The sequence below is a fragment of the Celeribacter baekdonensis genome, assembly GCF_003047105.1.
Lineage (GTDB): Bacteria > Pseudomonadota > Alphaproteobacteria > Rhodobacterales > Rhodobacteraceae > Celeribacter > Celeribacter baekdonensis_B.
The window spans coordinates 75,637-96,243 of sequence record NZ_CP028474.1; the positions used below are offsets into that span (position 1 = coordinate 75,637).

Consider the following 20,607-nt stretch of genomic DNA (forward strand, 5'->3'; position numbering starts at 1 on the left):
GCGCAAATGAAACTTTCGACGCATTGCCTTATTCTACTGCGATATCCCCTGACGCTTCAGTCGTGATCCTCCTCACCCATTTGGTGCATCATTTCTTCAATCTTTTCGGGGATGTCGCCGGCAGAGAATGCCTTCTGTTCTTCGGAATCGTGAACGAACGCGATGATATCGGCAAGCTCCTGACCTGTGAATTCAATTTGCCCGCCGAGCTCATCCTCTTGGGCAGCGACCATCGCCGGCGCGCCGCGCCACATTCGGGCGGCAAATTCAAACGGGTTCATTGGCAGGTCCATATACGCTGCATCAAGGGCGGGGGCATCCTCGCCTCCGACCCCGTTGATAGAATGACAAACGACACAGCCTTTCGAGGCGAACAGCGCACGCCCCTTGGCTGCATCCATGTTTGGCAGGAACAGTCCGGAGCTCATCATCTGACTCATCGCCCCATTATCTGTCATATGCCCGCTGTCTTGGGCGCCGACTGGCAGCGCCCACACCACAGCAATGGCTAAGATCATCTGTCTGGAAATGTAGGTCATTTTGGTCTCCTTGGTTTGCAGGTGATTGTCTGAACGCTGTTGCCCCTTCTCCGGCGATGGATTGTACCCAATACTGTTTATTGAACGGTCTGATGGACCTCGCGATCGTTCTTGTTTCCCCTCAAATCTGCGCGCGCCGTAGCCGAAGGGAGTTTAGGACGACCGAGATTGAGGAAGCGCTCATGGCAAAGGCCGCAAACATCGGACTGATCAAGATCCCGAGGAATGGGAACAAGATCCCCGCAGCGACGGGCACGCCCGCAGTGTTGTAGATCAGAGCAAAGAACAGGTTCTGGCGTATGTTCCGCATGGTCGCGCGGGCGAGTTTGCGCGCACGCACGATACCGTCGAGGTTCCCTTTGACGAGCGTGAACCCTGCGCTCTCAATGGCCACATCGGCGCCGGTGCCCATGGCAATCCCGACATCGGCCTGAGCCAGGGCAGGTGCATCGTTGACACCGTCGCCGGCCATGGCAACCTTGTGCCCCTTGGCCTGAAGTTCCTTGATGATCTTCGCTTTGTCTTCCGGCATCACATCGGCGCGGATCTCGTCGATGCCTAGACTGGACGCGACGGCCCTAGCGGTACGCTCATTGTCTCCCGTCGCCATGATAATACGGAACCCAAGTGCGTGCAGTTCCTTCAGGGCGGCCGGTGTGGTCGCCTTTACCGGGTCTGCGACGCTGACAAGACCGGCAACGTCATTCTCGACGACGACAAACATAACCGTTTCGCCATTATCCCGACGGGCATCCGCCTTGTCCCGAAGCTCTGCTGCATCAAGTCCGAGGTCAGTCAGGAGTTTCACGTTGCCGAGCGCCACTACCCGCCCGTCCACCGTGCCTTTGACGCCCTTGCCGGTGACCGCCTCGAAGGCGTCGGCTTTTGCCAGGTCGACGCCACGCTCTTCAGCACCGCGTACGATGGCTTCCGCGAGAGGATGCTCGGAGCCGCGTTCCAGCGATGCGGCAAGCCGAAGCACTTCTACCTCATCGTGACCCGGTTCAGGGTAGACGCCGACAAGTTTCGGCTTGCCTTCCGTCAGCGTGCCGGTCTTGTCGACGATCAGGGTATCGACCTTCTCGAACCGTTCCAGTGCCTCTGCATTCCTGATCAGGACACCCGCCTGCGCGCCGCGCCCCGTCGCCGTCATGATAGACATCGGTGTCGCAAGGCCGAGGGCACAGGGACAAGCGATGATGAGAACGGCAACGGCCGCAATAAGAGCATAGGAAAGGGCCGGGACCGGGCCCCAAATGGCCCAGCCAATGAAGGCCAGCACGGCGATGCCAATAACTGCAGGCACGAAATATCCGGAGACCTTGTCGGCGTATTTCTGGATCGGCGCGCGAGACCGCTGCGCATTGGCCACCATCTCGACGATTTGGCTCAGCATCGTGTCGGCGCCGACGCGCGTCGCCTCCATGATCAGGCTGCCGGTTCCGTTGATCGTGGCACCCGTTACAGGGTCTCCTCCGACCTTTTCTACAGGTACCGGCTCGCCCGTGATCATGCTTTCGTCAACTGAGGACCTGCCTTCGACGACCATACCATCGACCGGCACCTTGTCACCGGGTCGCACACGTAGTCGGTCGCCGACCTGGACCTGTTCCAATGGAACCTCTTCCTCGCTTCCGTCGTCGCGGATAATACGTGCCGTCTTGGCGGCCATATCCAGAAGAGCACGGATCGCCTTGCCAGTGCCTTCGCGAGCGCGCAGCTCCATCACCTGTCCCACAAGGACCAGCGTGACGATCACAGCCGCCGCCTCGAAATAGACGCCGACATGCCCTTCGGCATCCCGGAACCCATCGGGGAATATGCCCGGTGCCAGGACGGCGATGATGCTGAACAGCCATGCGGCGCTTACACCCATGGCAATGAGACTGAACATATTGAGGTTCCTTGTCCGGAACGAGTTCCAGCCACGAACAAGGAAAGGCCAGCCGGACCAAAAGACAACGGGTGTCCCGAGCGCGAGTTCGACCCAGAGGGTGACGCGTTCTCCGAATATCTCGCGCACCCCGCTCAGGCCAAGATAGGGGCCCATGGTCAGCACAAGGAGCGGTACGGTCAAAATGGCCCCCACCCAGAAACGACGGCTGAAATCCACAAGCTCCGGGTTCGGGCCTTCCGCTTCCATGGCGGCCGATTCCAGTTCCAGCCCCATACCGCAGATCGGACAAGACCCGGGATGCGTCTGGCGCACCTGAGGGTGCATCGGACAGGTATAAACCGGGCCAGTGTAGTCGTTGGGAACCGAGTCCAAGTGGTTTGGCTCCACCGCGTCGCCCGTGTGCTGATGATGGGCGTGGTGTTGCGAGGGCTCGCCCTCCGGCACCAGATGCATCTGGCATTTCGGGCAATCTCCCGGTTCGGCGCGGCGTACCTCGGGGTGCATCGGGCAAGTGAAGACCGTGCCCGCGTAGCCAGAAGGAACTTGATCGTCAGATCCGTTGGCATGTTCGTGATGGTTGTTCATTCGGGGATCCTTTCCCGTATTTCTAGCTCATTGCCTCAAACCTAATTCTTCCAGTAACTGGAAGGTCAAGTGGCGCATTGAGCAACTTTCATTTCTGTCGCTAACAGCTCGCCGACGCAGACTGCGTTCGTTGAGTGTGGAATCGTATCGGTACTGACGATCCGCGCGGCACCGGCATGGCGGATTGCTTCCTCTGCGCCGTGTGCGAAAACCGCGTGGATAATTACGCAAGTCGCAGGTCGGGCACCGGCCTGCTCGAGTTGTTCGAGCGTTCGGATCAGCGTGTGTCCGGACGAGGCGATATCATCGAGGATCACGGGTGTCCCCTGTCGGAAAACGGCGCTGCCCGGCAGGCTGATCTCGACCTGCCGATCCCCGGAGCGATGTTTTGTCAGCACTTCGTAGGGGCGTCCGGCGAGCCTGGCGACTTCAGCCACCCATTGCTGGCTTTCGCTGTCAGGCCCAAGGAGCACGGCCTCTGGAACGTTCGCCGCAATCCAGTCGGCCAGCAGAGGGGCTGTGGCGACACGATATGCGGGAATGCGGAACAGCGCTGAAAGGCTCGGGTTGCGATGCAGATGGGGGTCAGCGGTCATCACCCAGTCGAAACATTCATCAAGAAATCCCGCGAAGATCGGGGCGCTCACAGCTTCGCGTGGATGAAACCGCTTGTCCTGGCGCATGTAGCCAAGATAGGGCGCGACCAGCCCCACACGCGCGGCCCCAAGTTCGCGCGCCGTCAGAGCTGCGAAACGCAGAGGCAACGCCAGCCGATCAGGATCGCGCAACGTGGCGAGGAAGGCGATTTCGCGTCCTGCAGGATCGCCGCCGAGCTTCACGAGGGTTTCACCATCGGGAAAATGGTGCAAGTCCACCGGCTGGATTTCGGCACCGGATGTCGCCGCCATTCTGCGCGCCAATGGCTCCATGCCGGGAAAGGGGGCGATAATGGTCATCAGTTTGCCTCCTCAATTGTGCAAAGTCCCAATTGCGCCTCGGCATAGGAGCGGGCGTATTCCAGTTCTCCCAGCGTTTCGGCGTGGATCTCGAACAGCGGCTTGCCAAATTCGATATGGTCACCGATCTGGACCAGAAGGCGCAGCCCTGCGAGCTGCTGCCGCGGTGCGCCGGCGAGTTTCGCTGTGCGCGCGATGCGACGATTGTCAATCGCAATGAGGCGCCCCGCCGTGCGGGAGGTGATCACCGCATGATAACGCGCCTCACCGGGCTCAGTGAAACCGCCTTGTGCATCGCAAATCGCCATGAACTTCGCCTCGGCAGCGCCGCTGTCGAGCAGCTGTGCGGCCACCTTTCGCCCTCCCGCGCTGCCCGTCTCGGGGACAAGGTCCAGCAGCGCTCCAGCGATGTCGAGTGCACGGTCGCGCAGGTCGACAGGGAAGTTCTCGTTGCGGCGTAGCACGGCAAGGACATCTTGGGCTTCAAGTGCGGGTCCAATTCCGCGGCCGACAGGTGCAGTCCCGTCGCTTTGATGGATCGAGAGCGTCAGGCCGATGGCCTTGCCAACGGCGCGGAGCCGCTCTGCCAGCGCAGCGGCGGTTTCCGCCGAGCGGACCTTGGCCGTTGGTCCGACGGGCACATCGATCAGCACGCGCTTCGCACCGACCGCAGCCTTCTTCGACAAGACGCTCGCCACCAGCTGTCCGTCGCTGTCGAAATCGAGTGGCCGTTCAATCCGGATCAGAACATCGTCCGCAGGGCTGAGAGCGAGGTTGCCCCCCCAAACGATGCACCCGCCCTCAGCCTCGACGACGCGTCTCAACGCGGGGATGTCGAGCGAGACGGGAGCCATGACCTCCATCGTGTCGGCCGTGCCTGCGGGGGAAGTGATCGCGCGAGAAGAGGTCTTGGGGATCATCAGCCCCGCCGCCGCGATGATCGAAACGATGATCGGCGTGGTGCGGTTTCCTGGAAGCCCCCCGACGCAATGCTTGTCGTAGATCTCGGCGCCGCCCCAATCCAGCGTTTCGCCCGCCGCCTGCATGGATCGGGTCAGTGCGATGGTTTCCGCAATCGAAAGCCGGTCGCCCGCGCAGGCGGTGATGAAGGCTGCCAGATCGAGATCGGAGAGACGATGATCGAGGACGTCACGAATGATTGCGTCGAACCTTTGCTGCTCAAGGGTTTCTCCATAGACCTTGGCGCGGATCGCTGAGACGGAGTCCGGTGGCTCCGGGTGCGTAAAACTTGCCCGGTCCCCCGGTTGGGGCTTCAGGGCGGCCCAGGCTTCTTCCGACAAGGCGGCAGTGTCGTCGGGCAGCCAGTCGCCATTGGTCAACACGTTCAGCGTGGCAATCACCGACCTGTCGCCGAGCGTGACCTCGATCCGGGTCAGGGCTGCGAAGCCTTCGGCGCGGCAGACGTGGCAGTCTTCGCGCATGAAGACAACGGGTTGCCGGTAAGTGTCGATCCCCGCGCGGGACAGGGCGAGCGTATTGTCGATTTCTGTCATTTTGGATTGTCCAGCCGGATCGTTTCGAGGTGTTCGGGGGCGCGGGCAGGCCAGCCGAGTTCATGTTCGATCCGCCAGCGCAGCCGGTCCGAGGCAGAAGGTTCGCCGTGAGTCACATAGGTCATGCGCGGCGCGCGATCCGACGCGCGCATCCAGGCCAGCAACTCTTCGGCATCGGCATGTCCGGAAAAGGCTTCGAGCTGGATCACCTCTGCCCTGATCGGGAAATCTCGACCGAACATGCGCAGACTGTCCGCGCCAGCGGCCAGTGCCGCCCCGCGGGTACCGCCAGCCTGAAAGCCCGACAGCAGGATTGCGTTGCGCGGGTCGCCGCCGAAGCTGGCGAGGTGATGCAGGATCCGCCCGCCGGTCAACATGCCGCTCGCCGAAATGATGATCATCGGGCCATGCTGCGTGTTCAGCTTCTTCGACTCCTCGACCGAAGTGACCCGCTTGGCGATCTGGAACATCGCAAGGCAATCCTCCCAGGCAACGTGATGTTCTTCGTGATGGCCGTGGTAGATTTCGGTCGCGTCGATCGCCATTGGCGAGTTGAGATAAACCGGCACATATGGGATCTCGCCGCGGTTTTGCAGGCGTGCAATGTGATACATAAGCCCCTGCGCGCGCCCAACCGCGAATGAGGGGATGAGAACCGTACCGCCCCGCCCGAAAACACGTTTCAGGATTGGCAGAAGCTCTTCCTCCGCGTCGATGGCTGCGTGATGGCGATTGCCATAGGTGGATTCACAAACCAACACGTCCGCACCTGAGAACGGTTGTGGTGGTCGCATCAGTGCGTCGTTCTGTCGGCCGAGGTCGCCACTGAAGTGGATTGTCCTTCCCGGCAGTCTGATACGGATCTGCGCCGCACCGAGCAAATGGCCCGCCGGGATGAACTCTGCGGATATTCCGTCACCAACATCGATTGTGCTGTTGAAGGGAACTCTGTGCAAATGCTCAAGCGCCGCCTGAGCATCTTTCAACGTGTAGAGCGGCTTGGGGTTCTTGTGCTTGGAGTATCGGTGCCTTTTGGCAAAACGTGCCTCCTCTTCCTGGATATGGCCGCTGTCCGGCAGGATCAGGCCGCAGAGTTCCTCCGTCGCTTCGGTACACATCACCTTCCCTCGATACCCGCCGCGGATCAGCGCAGGCAGATAGCCTGAGTGATCGAGATGCGCGTGCGTCAGAAGTACGGTGTCAATGGTGGAGGGGCGTACCGGAAACGCCTTGCGGTTGCGGTCCCGCAGCGATTTGAAGCCTTGAAACAAGCCACAATCAACTAGAATGCGGCGATCCCCGGTTTCAATCAGATAGCGCGATCCGGTTACTGTTCCGGCGGCTCCCAGAAAACGAAGTGTTGGGCGAGTGTCCTGTGCCATGATCCTGTGCCTTTCATTCCCATCGGCAGCCCTTCAGGGAAGCGCCACCATCTGATGTCCTTCTCCTTCGACAGAAACTGTTTCACGCGTTTGCAGTGAGCTGGTATCGATGAGCCAAACCACGGGCTCTGCACGGCTTGAGACATAAAGGATGTCGGAGCCTGGAATTACCGTCAGGTGGTAGGGTTCTGGTGCAAGCGTGGCTGTGCGCACTTCCCCGGTAGCGAGTGCAACTGAGGCGAGTTTGTCCTCTCCCCTACCCGCGACGAACAAAGTTGCCCCATCATTTGACAGCCCCAGTCCATGAATCTCGCCGCCAATTTCGAAGGTCCGCAGCTTTTCACCGGTACTCAAAGACAGTTCCAGAACCTGACCTGCGTCCGCGTCTGCCACAAAGAGTCGATCAGTTTCGGGCGAAACCGCCGTATGTTCCGGGGTGTCACCTGCAATGAAGTTGCGACGAACGATACCCCGCGACAGGTCTACTTCGCTGATCGTTCCGTTACCGGTGTTGGAGACGTAGACGAGATTGGGATCAGTTCCGAACGCTGCATAGTTCGGCATCGATCCAGTCGGGACAAATGCCGTCATGCCGAAAGTCGCCAGGTCAATCACCGATATTCCGTCACCTGCCGGATGGGTCGCAACGGCAAAGCGTCCATCAGGGGAAACTGCCGTATGATGTACGGCACCCGGCACCTCTATCCGACGCAGGATATCGCCACTTTTTGCGTCCAGAATCGAGAGAAGACTGATCCCGGCATCGGGTGGCCCCATTGGCGCGGCCTTTGGTGCGTGGTGCGCGGCGTGATCGTCTGCAGACACGGTGGAGGGCTTTTCTAGCGCCGCGACATCCTCGCGCGGGATCTCCGAATAGCTGCCGGCGACCAGATACGGCACGCCGGGTGCGCCTGCGAGACCGTGGACCGCCTCGACATCATTGATCCGACGCAGGACTTTTCCAGTCTCCGCCTGAACCATCAGGACTGAATTGGCGCTGCCCTCTGGAATGAAGACCGTAGGCGGAGCGGCCAAAGCTGGTGCTGACACGAACAAAGTGGCGAGCGTATAGGCGATGCGGGGCGACATGTTCATTTTTGGAACCTTTATCTGGTCGAGATCATGCGGTGGCCGTGGCGAGGGCAGAAAACCGGCGGATCCACGGTTAATAGGAGCGAATGAAGTGAGGAGCGCGGTCAGGCAGAATCCGGACATCCAGACTACGAGCCTGTCGAAAAACCTAAGCGTCACGATTGGCGTAAAAGCCGAAAGGGAGGCGCTTCGCTACCTCGCTGACTGGAATGCTCAGAAGAGAATGGGGACGTGTATGAATTCGTCATCGGCGAAAGACGCCGATTGCCGCCACGACATTACCATTCGCGTGCTACGGTTCGAAACTACTGCGCTGACAAGCCCGTTAGGGATCAGAGCAGCGGCGCAACCGGGATGAATTCCGCAATCCGCGTCCAGAATAACGTGGACGGAGGAATTTGCGTCGGTGACCTGAACAATCTGCGTCTCTAACCCGGCAGGCTCGCCCTCATGCGCATGCAAACCATCGGCAATGAGACCGAAAAACAAGGCTCCGATCAATATCAGGACGAAGCTGACGCGAATACGCGACACTCTTCTGACATCGATATGTGGCCTTGATCGCATGATTTGAGTCCTTCCTAGGTGATTATAACACGCTATCCAGATGGTGTGGTTGATCTAAATCAGGGCGTTAAATGCTGCCTGACTCGGCGTCCTTGATGCGCAGCTTAGGCGAAATTACTCAGTCGGCACTTTGCTCCAAAGTGTTTCCAAATCTGGAAACCTTCACATCGTCCTCGATGAGCGTTGCTTGAGCGGCCCCCGGACGCGCCGCGTGCAGAGCAGCAAGAACATCCTGAGTCGACAATATTTCAGACAGGATAATTCCTTCGGGAGCAGACGGCCCATAAACCGCGTTGAATGGAATGCCGTAACGGTTGTTGGTCTCCAAAAAACGGGTGATCGCGTCATCTGGGCGGGTCCAGTCGGCCAGCATCGGCGTGACACCAGAGCTGTTCAATGCCGAAAGAACCGGGTCGCGTTCAAGAACGAGCGCCTTGTTGGCTTTGCAGGTCAAACACCAATCGGCGGTTACATCGACAAAAACGACCTCTCCGCGTGAAACCCGACGGGCAATATCGCCGCGGTCAAATGTGACCCAGGCAATTTTTCCTGCTTGGGCATCGGGTGCGGCGGGTGTTGCCAAGAATGGCGCGGCCGCGACCGCGAGTGCCGCCAGCGCCAGCCCAAAGGGCCAGCGAAGAGATCTTGGCACCCAGGGCGATGCCGCTATGAAGAGCATAACCGCACCGAGAGATGCAACTGTTAGGGCCGCGCGCGATCCAGCAACGCCGAGCAGGACATAGAACAGCCATGCCGCGGTACCCATCAGGAGGATGCCAAGGCCGGCTTTCAAGGCGATCATCCAGCGGCCGGGCTTGGGCACGAACCGAACAACGTTCGGCACGATGGCCACCAACAGATATGGGCTGGCCAGACCTAACCCGAGAAAGGTGAAAACGACAGCGATGTCTATCACCCGCCCCGCAAGTGCGAATGCGATAGCTGTTCCAAGAAACGGCGCGGAGCAGGGAGTAGCCATGACCGCCCCGAAAAATCCGGTGGCAAAATCCGCTCCATAACCGGCCGTACCTCCTGCTTTCATCAACCGCGTTGTCAGGGCGGCTGGCAAAGAGAATTCGAACAGTCCAAACAGGTTTGCGGTGAACAGACCAAGGATCAGGAGCATCAGAACCAGGAACGTTGGGCTCTGGAACTGGAGCCCCCAACCGACGGCAACGCCAATCTTTTGCAATGCGAAGAGAACAGCCGCGAGTGCCCACATAAAGACCATGACTCCGGCGGCGGCGGCCAAGAAGCCTGCCCTGACTTGGGCATTGCCGCGTCCTTCGGATTTCAGGGCAGAAGATAACTTGATCGACAGAACAGGAAGCACGCAAGGCATGGCGTTCAGGATCAAGCCCCCAAGAAAAGCGATGATGGCGATCCAGATCACTTGATCAATGCCGGGGACCACCCGATCAATACTGAAAGGGGGAGTTGGGGCGGTTGTTGCCCGATCTGGCGTGACGGTGAGGGCGTGATCCGGCCCGTCCGTCACGGTTACCCGTGGCGGCGCGTCTGTATCTGCCATGTAGGCAAGAATTGGGAATTCAGCCCAAAGCGTTCGCCCGCTTGCCCCAAGGCGAATGTCGGGCTTCCCCAACGTGTTGCCATCACCAATTTCAGGAAAGACGTCCGGGGTTTTGAAGGCAGTCGTGGCAGCTATTTCTATCGTTAGGCGGGTGAAATCATCGTTTATATGGGATGTGGCGGCGGTCACGCCTGCCGCTCCTCCTTCCGCCGGAACGCGTGCGAGAAATGCCCCGATACGATTAGCCGAGACTTGATCGATTGAGTTCCCCTGAGGCAACGAAAGTGCCAAGTCAAAATCCTGGGGGACACAAACTGCTGAGCAGGTCAAGAGCTTGACGTTTGCTCTGAGTTCGACAGGTTCCCTAGGATCCTTCAGGGTGATCTGAAGTGGAAAGACAACCTCATCATGATAGCCGAAGTTTTCGATGCCAAAGGCAGTGAACCGCTCGGGCGCAGGCCATAGGAAATCAACGCCCGCGACATTCGTCGACCCGCTCCAGTCGATCTGTGGCGGAATGCCAACCTCGCCAGGCGAACGCCAATAGGTTTTCCATCCGTCAGCAAGGTTCAGATCCAGACCGGCGGAGAGCGTTTGAGCTTCGGCGGAAACGGCATCCTCGGCGGAGATCAGCCGCGCTTCCACCGCAGTGACCTTGTGGGCGACTGATACCTCGGCCGTTGCAGCAAAGGGGATCAAGAGCCAGAACATTGCGGCAGCGAGGGTACCGCAGAAAACAAGACGGATTGGCGAGCGCCAGATGGTCATCGCACTATCTCCAGGCTTTGAACTTGAGTGGCAACAAAGCCTGATCGGCCGTTTACACAATCCAACTGGCCCACACCGTTGGAGATAGGCCCTGCCAGACGACATCCATTGGGCAGCTCCAGCTCTGGTGACTTTGTCGACAAAGTTGGCGGCGGGTTTGTCGGGCACAGGACTGGTCCGCCGGAACAAGCGCTCACGAAAATCGCTCCCAAGAAGACAGTCGCCAGCCGCGCTCTTGTTCTCATTTCGACTTACCGCCGGACGGCGCTGTCGGTCATATCTTCAATCGGCACTGGCTGGGGGCGGTCTGCTTGTGCTCTTTGCTTCCATGGCATGAACGCCCCATCATCTTGTGCATCACAAAATGGGCGCCAACGCAGAGCACCAGAGGCGCAAAGACGGTAGCGTTTGCCCAAAGGCCTGCGACGGTGCCTCCGCCAATCAGGAAAGCTGCGATGGGTAGAAGCATGACAGCACAGCAAGCCATCATGCCCCAGTGCATCAACTTTCCGTGGCGATTGCCACCTGACTCGCTATCCTCTTGCATGGAATCCACCTCTGATTTTGGTCAACGCATCCTGTTTAGCTTGATCTCCCGCTGGAAGGTCAAGGATACACTTCGATACAAATCTTGCGGCCTGTTGCGGTTGAGATTCAGCCCCATCTGAGCAATGCCTGTCTCGTCCAATTGAGTAACCAAGGACGAACAAATGGCAGAGAGACCGAGTTTGAACAGGCGGAGCCTGATTGCAATTTCAGGCGCATTCTTGATGACCCCCCACACTCTTCGGGCGGAAGAGGCTGGTGTGGTAAGACGCAATATCTCGTCGTTCGTTCTCCACAATTGGCGTGATCACTTTGACCGTCTCGGGAAGGGCATCATCATTTCGGATACTGTCACAAAGGTGCTCCAACACTGGACAGAGGATGAAGAGATGCGGATTTACCCGACCTCTGTTCCCTTGACTGATGAATTGACGAAGCGCGGGTATACAGAAGTTGTCGAGAAACGGGAAAATCCAAGTTGGGCGCCGACCCCTTCAATGCGGGAACGCAATCCGGAATGGCCAGCCTATGTGCCTGGAGGAGATCCCTCCAATCCTCTGGGAACGCGTGCGCTCTATCTGTCGTGGCAATACTACCGGATCCACGGAACCCAAGACACGCGGAAAATCGGGCGTCGATCATCAAACGGCTGCATCGGCCTTTACAACGAACATATAGAAGAGGTCTTCGATCGCACGCCGGTCGGGACGCAGGTTAAGTTGATCTGAACGGATCACATGCAGGAGAGTAAAACACTATGAATTTCTGGGGATGGTTCGTTAGCGGGTTCTTCGTGCTCGGCCTTGGAGCGGTCGGTTGGCAAGCGTTGCAGCCGGCCCCGGCGCAGACCGCTCAAGGACACTCAATGGTTCCGCCGGACACGAGCGGCATTCCTCAGGGCGCGCCCATTGCCAATGTAATAATTCCCGCTGAGTTTTCGCCGCAAGCCCAAATGGGGCAACGCGCGTTCGAGGCAAAATGCGCCAGCTGTCATGGTGAAAATGCCGCAGGCCAGAATGGGGTCGCTCCTCCGCTTGTTCACAAAATCTACGAGCCGAACCACCATTCCGATGCCGCGTTCCTGAATGCGGCGCAAAACGGCGTCCAATCTCATCATTGGAATTTTGGCAATATGCCTCCCGTTGAAGGCCTCACCCAAGGTGATGTGAAGATGATTGCTGGATACGTGCGCGAACTGCAGCGCGCGAACGGGATCAACTGACTTTGGTCGTCAGGCTGAACATCTTCCGTAGCGCGATCCAGATTCTCCTGCTGGTCTCGATTGCGTTATTTGTCGTTCTCCCGGCGGGATCTCTCGATGCAATTGGCCATGAAACGGTCGCTGCCAAAGTTTCCGAACGAAGTGCGCAAAAACATCAGACCTCTCATGAGGAAGATGCAGATAATCTTCTCCCCGGGCATTGCGATCCGGGGCCGGACTGCTCGAAAAATATGGTAATTGTCATTTTATCAGCTCCGAGAGCTTCGACCAACTTGTCGCAATTGCCTCGCGAACATCCAGATCAGAGCTTTTCTAACCGGAATGTCCTAAGGGACACCCCGCCTCCCAAACACCTATCCTGACCTAGGGGCAACCACGCCTCATCAAATTAAATCTATCAAGCATGGAAATACAGGATACGGAACGATGAAAAGCAAACTGATGATCGGCCTCTTGGCAGGAACGACAATGGCCGCAGCTGCATTTGCACATGGTGGCGCGGAAGGCGTCGTCAAGGAACGCATGGACGGCATGATGGCCATGGGGCAATCGGTCAAAGAACTGGCTCCGATGATGCGTGGTGAAATCACCTATGATGCTGAAGCTGTTCGTGCGGGAGCACGCGTCTTTGTCGAACATAGCGAAGGCATGACCGAATTGTTTCCCGAAGGGTCTGCTGGGAAACCGTCGGAAGCAAAGCCCGAGATCTGGTCGGATTGGGAAGAATTCAGTGCGCTCGCAGAGCAGCTCAAGGTGGTTAGCGAAGGTCTTGCCAAAGCCGCCGACAACGGGCTTATGGCGTCAGCGGCGGGAATGGATGCAGGCTCTATGATGGGCACGCAATCCCCGGTGGCATGATGGGAGCTTCGTCCATGATGGGAACTTCGTCAGGAAGCCCGATGATGGACTATGCCTCGATGCCCGCAGATGGGGCATTCAACATGGTGACCCAGACATGTTCGGCATGTCACGCGAAATTCCGCTACGAGGCGAAGTAAAGATGGGCCGGATGAAAAAACTGGTCTTTGCTGCAGGGGCGCTTGGCGCCCTTGTGGTCGGCGGCCTTGTGATCTGGCCGATTGGCAAGGTGCCCGCGTCGATCACGCAAACGGGTGATGTCCAGCGCGGCGCCTATTTGGCTCGCGTATCCGGGTGCATTTCATGCCACACCAATTCAGAGGCTGGCGGCGCCGCACTCGCAGGCGGCGCGGGGCTGGCGACAGATTTTGGCACGTTTTTTCCGCCCAATCTGACGACAGACAAAGAGAGCGGCATCGGGGGGTGGACGGTTGAGCAGTTCGCCAAGGCGGTTCGCCAGGGCATTAGTCCTAGCGGAGAGCCGTATTATCCCGCTTTTTCCTATCCGTTCTATGCGGATTTCACGGATCAGGACATTGCCGACCTTTGGGCAGCTTTCCAGACCGTGCCACCGGTCGCCGAGGCAGCGCTTGAGCATGATGTCAAGTTTCCTTTCGATCAGAGATGGGGCCTGAAGCTATGGCGGGCGGCCTATCTCTACGATCCACCCACGGAACCCATTGACGAGAAAAACGCACAATGGAACCGCGGTCGCGAGCTGGTTCGAGGTGCAGCACATTGCGGTGCTTGCCACACGCCACGCAATATCGGAGGCGGGCGCCTGCTTGACGCGGTTTTTGCTGGAAATGAGGCATTGCCAGGGGGAGCAAGGCGCCTTCGATCACGCCGAACTCACTGGCGGAACGCGGCTGGACCGTTTCCAACCTCGCCTATGCGTTGCGTACTGGCGTGACGCCGTCAGGCGACGCTTTCGGCGGCAGCATGGTGGAGGTCGTGCAGGGCAATACGCGCTTTTTGTCCCCCGATGATCTGGAAGCGATGGCCGTGTACTTGCTTGATGGTGACGAACCTCGAGCCGACCGGGTCGCTCAGGGCGAGGGCGCCGCTGCTAATAAAGACATGTGACTGCAATAGAGACAATGTGTGAGCCAAAACTGGCTCGCACAACAAACGAGAACGAAATGACACACACCAGAAGAGCATTCATTCAATCGGGGTTGGCAATGAGTGCGTTGAGCGTCTTCCCTAAGGCTGGATCAGCAGCCACCCCTGAATTTCAGGTGATGACAGCGCAAAGTGGCGCCGTACAACTCGCCCCTCCGGACTACCCCAAGACGGAGATTTGGGGCTATGACGGAAAGTTTCCTGGCCCCGTGATCCGTGTTCGGCAGGGCGCGCGTCTTCAACGTCGGCTCGTCAACAAGTTGCCGCAGGCGACGTCCCTGCACTGGCATGGCGTGCGGATATCAAATGCGATGGACGGCGTGGCCGGGCTCACCCAAGATGCCATCCCCACAGGCGAAACCTTCGACTACGATTTTGCCGTTCCAGATGCAGGAACTTTTTGGTTTCACGCGCATAATCGCTCCGTCGAACAGGTCGCTCGTGGGCTCTACGGAGCGTTGATCGTCGAAGAACCGATAGCCCCGGATGTTGATCGCGATGAAGTCCTTATTCTTGACGATTGGCTCCTCAACCCGGAGACCGCACAACTCGACCCAGATTTTGAAGCCGTTCATGATCGTAGCCATGCAGGCCGACGTGGCAACTTTGTCGCCACCAACGGAAGCTTCAATTCTACGCTCAACGTGAGCCAGGGTGAGCGGATGCGGCTTCGGTTGATCAACGCGGCAAATGCCAGGATCTTTGTTTTGGGCCTGTCAGGTCTAAAGGGGTGGGTGATGGCGTTCGACGGAATGCCACTGGTGACGCCGAGTGAGATCAGCGAACCGATCATCCTTGGGCCGGGCCAACGAGCGGATTTGTTTGTCGACGTCATTGCGGATGAAGGGGAAAGTGCTCATCTGGTGCGGCTTGAAGACGGCCAGGGATTTGCCCAAACCGAGTTTCGCGTGACCGGCACTTTGGCCTCCGCTGTGCGGGATGTCCCCCAAGTTCTGCCACCGAACCCTAATATGGATGTGCCGGGACTGGAGCAGGCGAGACGCATCAGGCTCAACATGGAAGGCGGGGCAATGGGCAACCTTGACGCAGCCATACTTGAGGGTGAGCGAAAAACGTTCCGCCAACTGGTCGACGCGAACCAGTTCTGGGCTTTCAATGGTACCGTGGGCATGACCGAGAAGCCACTGGCTAGCCTGTCACGCGGTGAAACAGCGCGAGTGGAGATCTACAACGATACATCCTTCCCCCACGCCATGCATTTGCACGGGATGCATTTCCGGGAGGTGCTGGAGGGCGGTGAAGTTGGTCCCCTGCGGGATACCTTGCTGATGTTCGGTGGCGAGACTCGCGAGATCGCCTTCGTTGCCGACAATCCGGGAAAGTGGCTGTTTCACTGTCACATGCTCTCGCACGCGGCATCCGGCATGATGACGTGGCTGGAGGTCGCATGAGATCAGCTTACCTGGCGGTAATTTCATCCATTGGCCTGATTGGGCTAGGTGCAACCTGGTGGTTCAGCGGCAATGCCTCCCAGGGTTCTTCCCCGTTTGACGACGTCAATATCGAACTGGGGCAAGCTCTCTATTCTGAAAACTGTGCGTCCTGCCATGGCGCCAATCTCGAAGGGCAACCAGACTGGCGAAGCCCTGGTTCAGATGGCCGCCTGCCCGCGCCGCCGCATGATCGCAACGGTCATACCTGGCACCATAGTGACCAGATTTTGTTCTCCTACACCAAGCTCGGGGGGCGGAACTGATGCGACAACAGGGCTCAGATTTCGATAGTGGCATGCCGGGCTTCGCCGGCAAACTCACAGATCAGGAAATTTGGAACATTCTCGGCTTCATTAAGTCGACCTGGCCAGAGCGAGAGCGCAATGCTCAGGCCGCACGCACAGCAGCAGAACAAGAGGGATAATGGACATGATTTTCAGAAATTTGATGCTCGTATCGTCATTTGCCTTACTTCCAATGGCAGTGCAGGCCGCAGACCTGGACGAAGCGCGGGTCAAGGAACTTGTATATGAGGCTATCCGCGAGAATCCGCAAATCATCATGGAAGCAGTCGAAATACTTCAACGTCAGGACGCCGAAGCCCAGGCACAAGCGCAGGCAACCGTCTTGCGCGATCAGCGACAATTGCTCGAGCAAGACCCGAATGCACCGGTTCTCGGCAATCCCGATGGGGATGTGACCGTTATCGAATTTTTCGATTACAACTGCCCATATTGTCGACGCGCTATGCCGGAAGTTCAGGCTCTGTTGGAGGCCGATCCTGATGTGCGTCTGGTCTATCGCGAATGGCCAATTCTCGGGGACGGGTCAGTGTTTGCAACCAAAGCTGCACTCGCATCGCGGCTGCAAGGCAAGTATGAGGCATTCCACTGGGCCCTAATGGGTATGAACGGCCGGGCGGAAGAGGCAAGCGTTCTCAGGATAGCACAAGAAGTTGGTCTCGACATCGAACGCCTTCAAACCGACATGGAGCGCCCCGAAATTGAAGAGCACATCGCGACCTCGATGCGGTTGACGCAGTCGCTCGGCTTCAGTGGCACGCCTTCATTTGTGATCGGCGACAATCTGGTTCCAGGCTTCGTGGAGAGCGATAAGCTCACGGAACTGGTCGACAACGTGCGGGCGTCGGCAAACTAGCACTCTGCGGTGGGTTCTGACATCACGCCCGATGAGCAATGATGCAGGCGAATGAGCCGGAGCCCCTACATACCAAAAGACCTAGGCACGGCCTACCACTGAAAGAGGCGGCGAGAAGATGACTTACCTTTGGTATCTTATTGCTGCCTTTGCCGAGATCGCCGGATGTTTTGCTTTCTGGGCATGGTTGCGGCTCGATCGTTCGCCACTTTTGGTCGGGCCAGGTCTGGTAAGTTTGGCACTCTTCGCATGGCTTTTGACGCGCGCAGAAAGCGAAATGGCCGGTCGGGCATATGCAGCTTACGGGGGCGTCTACATAGCGGCGTCCATGATCTGGATGTGGCTAGTGGAGGGGAGCCGACCGGACCGCTGGGACATTGCAGGCATTCTTCTTTGCCTCTTAGGCAGTGCTCTCATCCTGTTGCCTTCGCGCTCATGATCTGCGGAACCTCAGAAAACCAGGCAAATCCGTCGCTAGAAATCGCTAGGTCATCGCACCCGTCACGACGGGTGCGATGACCCATAGATTAGGCAGTCACGGTATTTTCGTACCCAGCTTCACGAAGCAGGGCCGTCAGCCGTTCTGTTGACAGTGCACCTTCAACAGAAACCGTGCGGGCCGGAATGTCGCAAGATACGCTCGCATTTGCGTCAGCTGCCTTGATCGCCTTTTCGATCGTACTGGTGCAATGACCACAACTCATGTCGGGAACGTTGAATTTCATGTCGATGTCTCCTCTGTGACAGCTTGTTCAGTGCAGATGGGGCTTCCAGTGGGGGGAAGGTCAAGGGTCTCCGTAGATTTTTAAAGCGAAGCCAGGAAAGTTCAAATTGGGTATTGACCTTCCAGTCACTGGAACTCCTATTTGGGGTGTCAAATGGGATTCCAGGAGACTGAAATGACAGATCAATCCAAAGTGACGCTCTCGATTGAAGGAATGTCTTGCGCCTCATGCGTAGGGCGCGTGGATCGGGGCCTAGCCGCGTTGAGGGGAATATCCGATGTCTCGGTGAACCTCGCGAACGAGACGGCGCGTTTCAGCGTGGATGGTTCGCCCCACCTGCAAGATGCGGTCCAAGCCCTGAAAGATCTCGGGTATCCAGCGCGAACGGCATCCGTGACGCTGAACATCGCGTCCATGTCATGTGCTTCTTGTGTCGGGCGCGTCGACAAGGCACTTGCCTTGGTTCCCGGCGTGTTGGAGGTCAACGTTAATCTTGCGGCGGAAAATGCGCGCATCACATATCTTGAGGGCATGACCGACCCTGTGGCCCTCATCCGTGCATCCGAGCAAGCCGGATATCCAGCCAGCGTGGCCGAGGCCACGGCAACACAGGATCGCACTTCGCGAAAAGAAGAGGAAGCGCGCGGGTTGGCACGCCGGGTGGCACTGGCCGCAGCACTCGCTTTGCCGGTTTTCCTGATGGAAATGGGCGGGCACCTGATCCCGGCCGTGCATATGGCGATCAACAATACCATAGGACAGCAGGCCAGCTGGTTGATCCAGTTCATCCTCACAACGGCTGTGCTCATTGGGCCCGGCCGACAGTTCTATCTGAAAGGGTTTCCGGCCTTGCTGAAAGGTGCTCCAGACATGAACAGTCTGGTCGCCGTCGGCACAGGCGCAGCTTATCTTTATTCAGTTGTCGCAACGTTCTTCCCGTCGCTGATGCCCGAGGCCGTCCGCGCTGTCTACTTCGAGGCCGCCGCGGTCATCGTGGTCCTGATCCTGATCGGGCGCTGGCTCGAAGCGCGAGCGAAAGGGCGAACAGGGGCTGCAATCGAGAAGCTGCTCGGCCTACAGGCTCGTACGGCGCGTATTTTGCGTGACGGCGATGCGGTCGAGGTCGAGATCGATGCCTTGCGCACCGGAGATCTGATTGTTGTGCGCCCCGGAGAACGACTCGCCGTGGACGGTGAGGTTGTGGACGGCGAAAGCCATGTCGATGAAAGCATGATCACCGGGGAACCCGTGCCGGTCGGCAAGTCGGCTGGTGATCCTGTCACGGGCGGTACGGTCAATGGCGCGGGCAGTCTGACCTATAAAGCAACGCGTGTTGGTGCGGATACCACGTTGTCCCAAATCATCCGCATGGTCGAAGATGCGCAGGGCGCCAAGCTCCCCATTCAAGGGTTGGTGGATCGGATCACGCTTTGGTTCGTCCCCGCTGTGATGACCCTCGCCGCCTTGACGATCCTTGTCTGGCTAATATTCGGCCCTGATCCCGCCCTCACCTATGCGCTGGTCGCGGGTGTCTCAGTTCTCATCATTGCTTGTCCCTGCGCGATGGGACTGGCGACGCCGACGTCGATCATGGTCGGGACCGGTCGCGCTGCTGAAATGGGCGTGTTGTTCCGCAAGGGGGATGCTCTGCAAGCATTGGGGGACGTCAAGGTTGTCGCTCTGGACAAGACCGGCACCGTCACCGCCGGACGTCCCGCGCTGACCGACCTTGTGCTGGCGGAAGGAGCCGAGCGCTGCACCGTTCTTGCGGCAGTCGCATCGGTCGAAGCCAGATCAGAACACCCGATCGCCGAAGCTATCGTGCGCGGCGCGCAGGCGGAAAACATCAGACTGTCGGAACCGAGCGCGTTTACTTCGATTACAGGGTATGGCGTGCGCGCCATCGTTGACGGGGCCGAGGTTGTTGTCGGAGCTGACCGAATGATGCAGCGCGAAGGGATCGATCTTGGTGAACTCGCAGAGGCTGAAACTATGCTCGCACGGCAAGGTCGCACCGCACTCTTCGCCGCAATCAATGGCAAGGCGGTGGCTGCGATTGGCGTCGCCGATCCGGTCAAACCCTCGAGCCGAGCCGCGATTGCCGCACTGCACAGTCTGGGTTTGAAGGTGGCAATGATTACCGGCGACAAACGCGAAACGGCAGAAGCAATTGCCGAAGAGACTGGTATCGACCACGTGATCGCGGGGGTCTTGCCCGACGGCAAGGTGGCGGCACTGGAAAATCTGCGCCAGCAGGGCACATTGGCCTTTGTTGGCGATGGCATCAACGATGCACCCGCGCTCGCCCACGCGGATGTTGGCATCGCCATCGGCACTGGCACGGATGTGGCGATCGAAAGCGCAGATGTCGTATTGATGTCCGGTGATCTTCGCGGCGTTGTGAACGCTTTCGAGATCTCGCGACACACCATGCGAAACATCAAACAGAACCTTGGTTGGGCCTTTGGTTACAATGTGGCTTTGATACCCTTGGCCGCCGGAGCGCTTTATCCGAGTTTCGCCGTGCTGCTGTCACCGGTCGTCGCTGCCGGTGCGATGGCACTTAGCTCGGTCTTTGTCTTGACGAACGCCTTGCGGCTGCGGCGCGTAAGACCGGCGATGGACGAGCGCCAAGAGTCTGGGCGGGTGGAGGACTTCGCCCCCGTCCCGGCCGAGTGAGAGGAGGCA

At 58.5% G+C, this 20,607-nt stretch carries 17 protein-coding genes and 2 pseudogenes; 10 read left to right on the forward strand and 9 right to left on the reverse strand.

The window, feature by feature from the left end; translation table 11 throughout:
• Positions 1-56: 56 nt before the first annotated feature.
• The 8 genes from DA792_RS02970 to DA792_RS03010 all read right to left on the reverse strand — a co-directional run bounded on the left by DA792_RS02970 (position 57) and on the right by DA792_RS03010 (position 11,378).
• Positions 57-539: a c-type cytochrome gene (locus tag DA792_RS02970; RefSeq protein ID WP_009573623.1), complete on the reverse strand. Its 483-nt coding sequence runs from the start codon at positions 537-539 to the stop codon at positions 57-59.
• A gap of 121 nt (positions 540-660) precedes the next feature.
• Positions 661-3,021 (reverse strand): copper-transporting P-type ATPase, encoded by a 2,361-nt coding sequence (locus DA792_RS02975; RefSeq protein WP_009573624.1) that lies wholly within the window; start codon positions 3,019-3,021, stop codon positions 661-663.
• A gap of 65 nt (positions 3,022-3,086) precedes the next feature.
• Positions 3,087-3,977: a ribose-phosphate diphosphokinase gene (locus DA792_RS02980; RefSeq protein ID WP_009573625.1), complete on the reverse strand. Its 891-nt coding sequence runs from the start codon at positions 3,975-3,977 to the stop codon at positions 3,087-3,089.
• Positions 3,977-5,491: a thymidine phosphorylase family protein gene (locus tag DA792_RS02985; protein ID WP_066707498.1), complete on the reverse strand. Its 1,515-nt coding sequence runs from the start codon at positions 5,489-5,491 to the stop codon at positions 3,977-3,979. The genes DA792_RS02980 and DA792_RS02985 overlap by 1 nt, the downstream gene beginning before the upstream one ends.
• Positions 5,488-6,873, reverse strand: coding sequence for an MBL fold metallo-hydrolase (locus DA792_RS02990; protein ID WP_066707496.1), 1,386 nt, complete (start codon positions 6,871-6,873; stop codon positions 5,488-5,490). Before DA792_RS02990 ends, DA792_RS02985 begins: the two co-directional genes overlap by 4 nt.
• 33 nt (positions 6,874-6,906) lie before the next feature.
• Positions 6,907-7,968, reverse strand: a complete 1,062-nt coding sequence (locus DA792_RS02995; RefSeq protein ID WP_066707494.1) for a YncE family protein — start codon at positions 7,966-7,968, stop codon at positions 6,907-6,909.
• Positions 7,969-8,650: 682 nt separating this feature from the next.
• Positions 8,651-10,831: a protein-disulfide reductase DsbD family protein gene (locus DA792_RS03005; RefSeq protein ID WP_107718033.1), complete on the reverse strand. Its 2,181-nt coding sequence runs from the start codon at positions 10,829-10,831 to the stop codon at positions 8,651-8,653.
• Positions 10,832-11,105: 274 nt separating this feature from the next.
• The gene (locus tag DA792_RS03010) at positions 11,106-11,378 is read right to left on the reverse strand and encodes a DUF2933 domain-containing protein (protein WP_107718035.1); all 273 of its coding nucleotides are present in this window, start codon (positions 11,376-11,378) and stop codon (positions 11,106-11,108) included.
• A 163-nt stretch (positions 11,379-11,541) separates the two neighbouring features.
• Between DA792_RS03010 and DA792_RS03015 the strand changes: the two genes are divergently transcribed.
• From DA792_RS03015 to DA792_RS03050, 9 genes and pseudogenes are all read left to right on the forward strand, one after another.
• The gene (locus DA792_RS03015) at positions 11,542-12,105 is read left to right on the forward strand and encodes a L,D-transpeptidase (protein WP_066707488.1); all 564 of its coding nucleotides are present in this window, start codon (positions 11,542-11,544) and stop codon (positions 12,103-12,105) included.
• A gap of 29 nt (positions 12,106-12,134) precedes the next feature.
• Positions 12,135-12,599 carry a c-type cytochrome gene (locus tag DA792_RS03020; protein WP_066707486.1) on the forward strand — a complete coding sequence of 155 codons (465 nt, stop codon included), beginning with the start codon at positions 12,135-12,137 and terminating at the stop codon, positions 12,597-12,599.
• 426 nt (positions 12,600-13,025) lie between these two features.
• Positions 13,026-13,457: a c-type cytochrome gene (locus DA792_RS03025; RefSeq protein ID WP_368074469.1), complete on the forward strand. Its 432-nt coding sequence runs from the start codon at positions 13,026-13,028 to the stop codon at positions 13,455-13,457.
• Between the two features lie 14 nt (positions 13,458-13,471).
• The gene (locus tag DA792_RS23180; RefSeq protein ID WP_368074470.1) at positions 13,472-13,597 is read left to right on the forward strand and encodes a hypothetical protein; all 126 of its coding nucleotides are present in this window, start codon (positions 13,472-13,474) and stop codon (positions 13,595-13,597) included.
• 2 nt (positions 13,598-13,599) lie between these two features.
• A pseudogene (locus tag DA792_RS03030) lies at positions 13,600-14,543 on the forward strand (c-type cytochrome).
• 56 nt (positions 14,544-14,599) lie between these two features.
• Positions 14,600-15,994, forward strand: coding sequence for a multicopper oxidase family protein (locus DA792_RS03035; protein ID WP_009573640.1), 1,395 nt, complete (start codon positions 14,600-14,602; stop codon positions 15,992-15,994).
• A pseudogene (locus DA792_RS03040) lies at positions 15,991-16,460 on the forward strand (c-type cytochrome). The gene DA792_RS03035 and the pseudogene DA792_RS03040 overlap by 4 nt, the downstream one beginning before the upstream one ends.
• Entirely contained in the window at positions 16,460-17,194 is a 735-nt protein-coding gene (locus tag DA792_RS03045; protein ID WP_009573642.1) for a DsbA family protein, read from the forward strand. The pseudogene DA792_RS03040 and the gene DA792_RS03045 overlap by 1 nt, the downstream one beginning before the upstream one ends.
• A 118-nt stretch (positions 17,195-17,312) precedes the next feature.
• Entirely contained in the window at positions 17,313-17,633 is a 321-nt protein-coding gene (locus DA792_RS03050) for a YnfA family protein (RefSeq protein WP_009573643.1), read from the forward strand.
• An 88-nt stretch (positions 17,634-17,721) separates the two neighbouring features.
• Here the strand turns inward: DA792_RS03050 and DA792_RS03055 are convergent, their stop codons facing one another.
• Complete coding sequence (locus DA792_RS03055; RefSeq protein ID WP_009573644.1) at positions 17,722-17,919, reverse strand: heavy-metal-associated domain-containing protein; 198 nt, start codon at positions 17,917-17,919, stop codon at positions 17,722-17,724.
• Between the two features lie 174 nt (positions 17,920-18,093).
• On the opposite strand from DA792_RS03055, the gene DA792_RS03060 reads away from it, so the two are divergent.
• Entirely contained in the window at positions 18,094-20,598 is a 2,505-nt protein-coding gene (locus DA792_RS03060) for a heavy metal translocating P-type ATPase (RefSeq protein ID WP_040402909.1), read from the forward strand.
• Positions 20,599-20,607 lie beyond the last annotated feature (9 nt).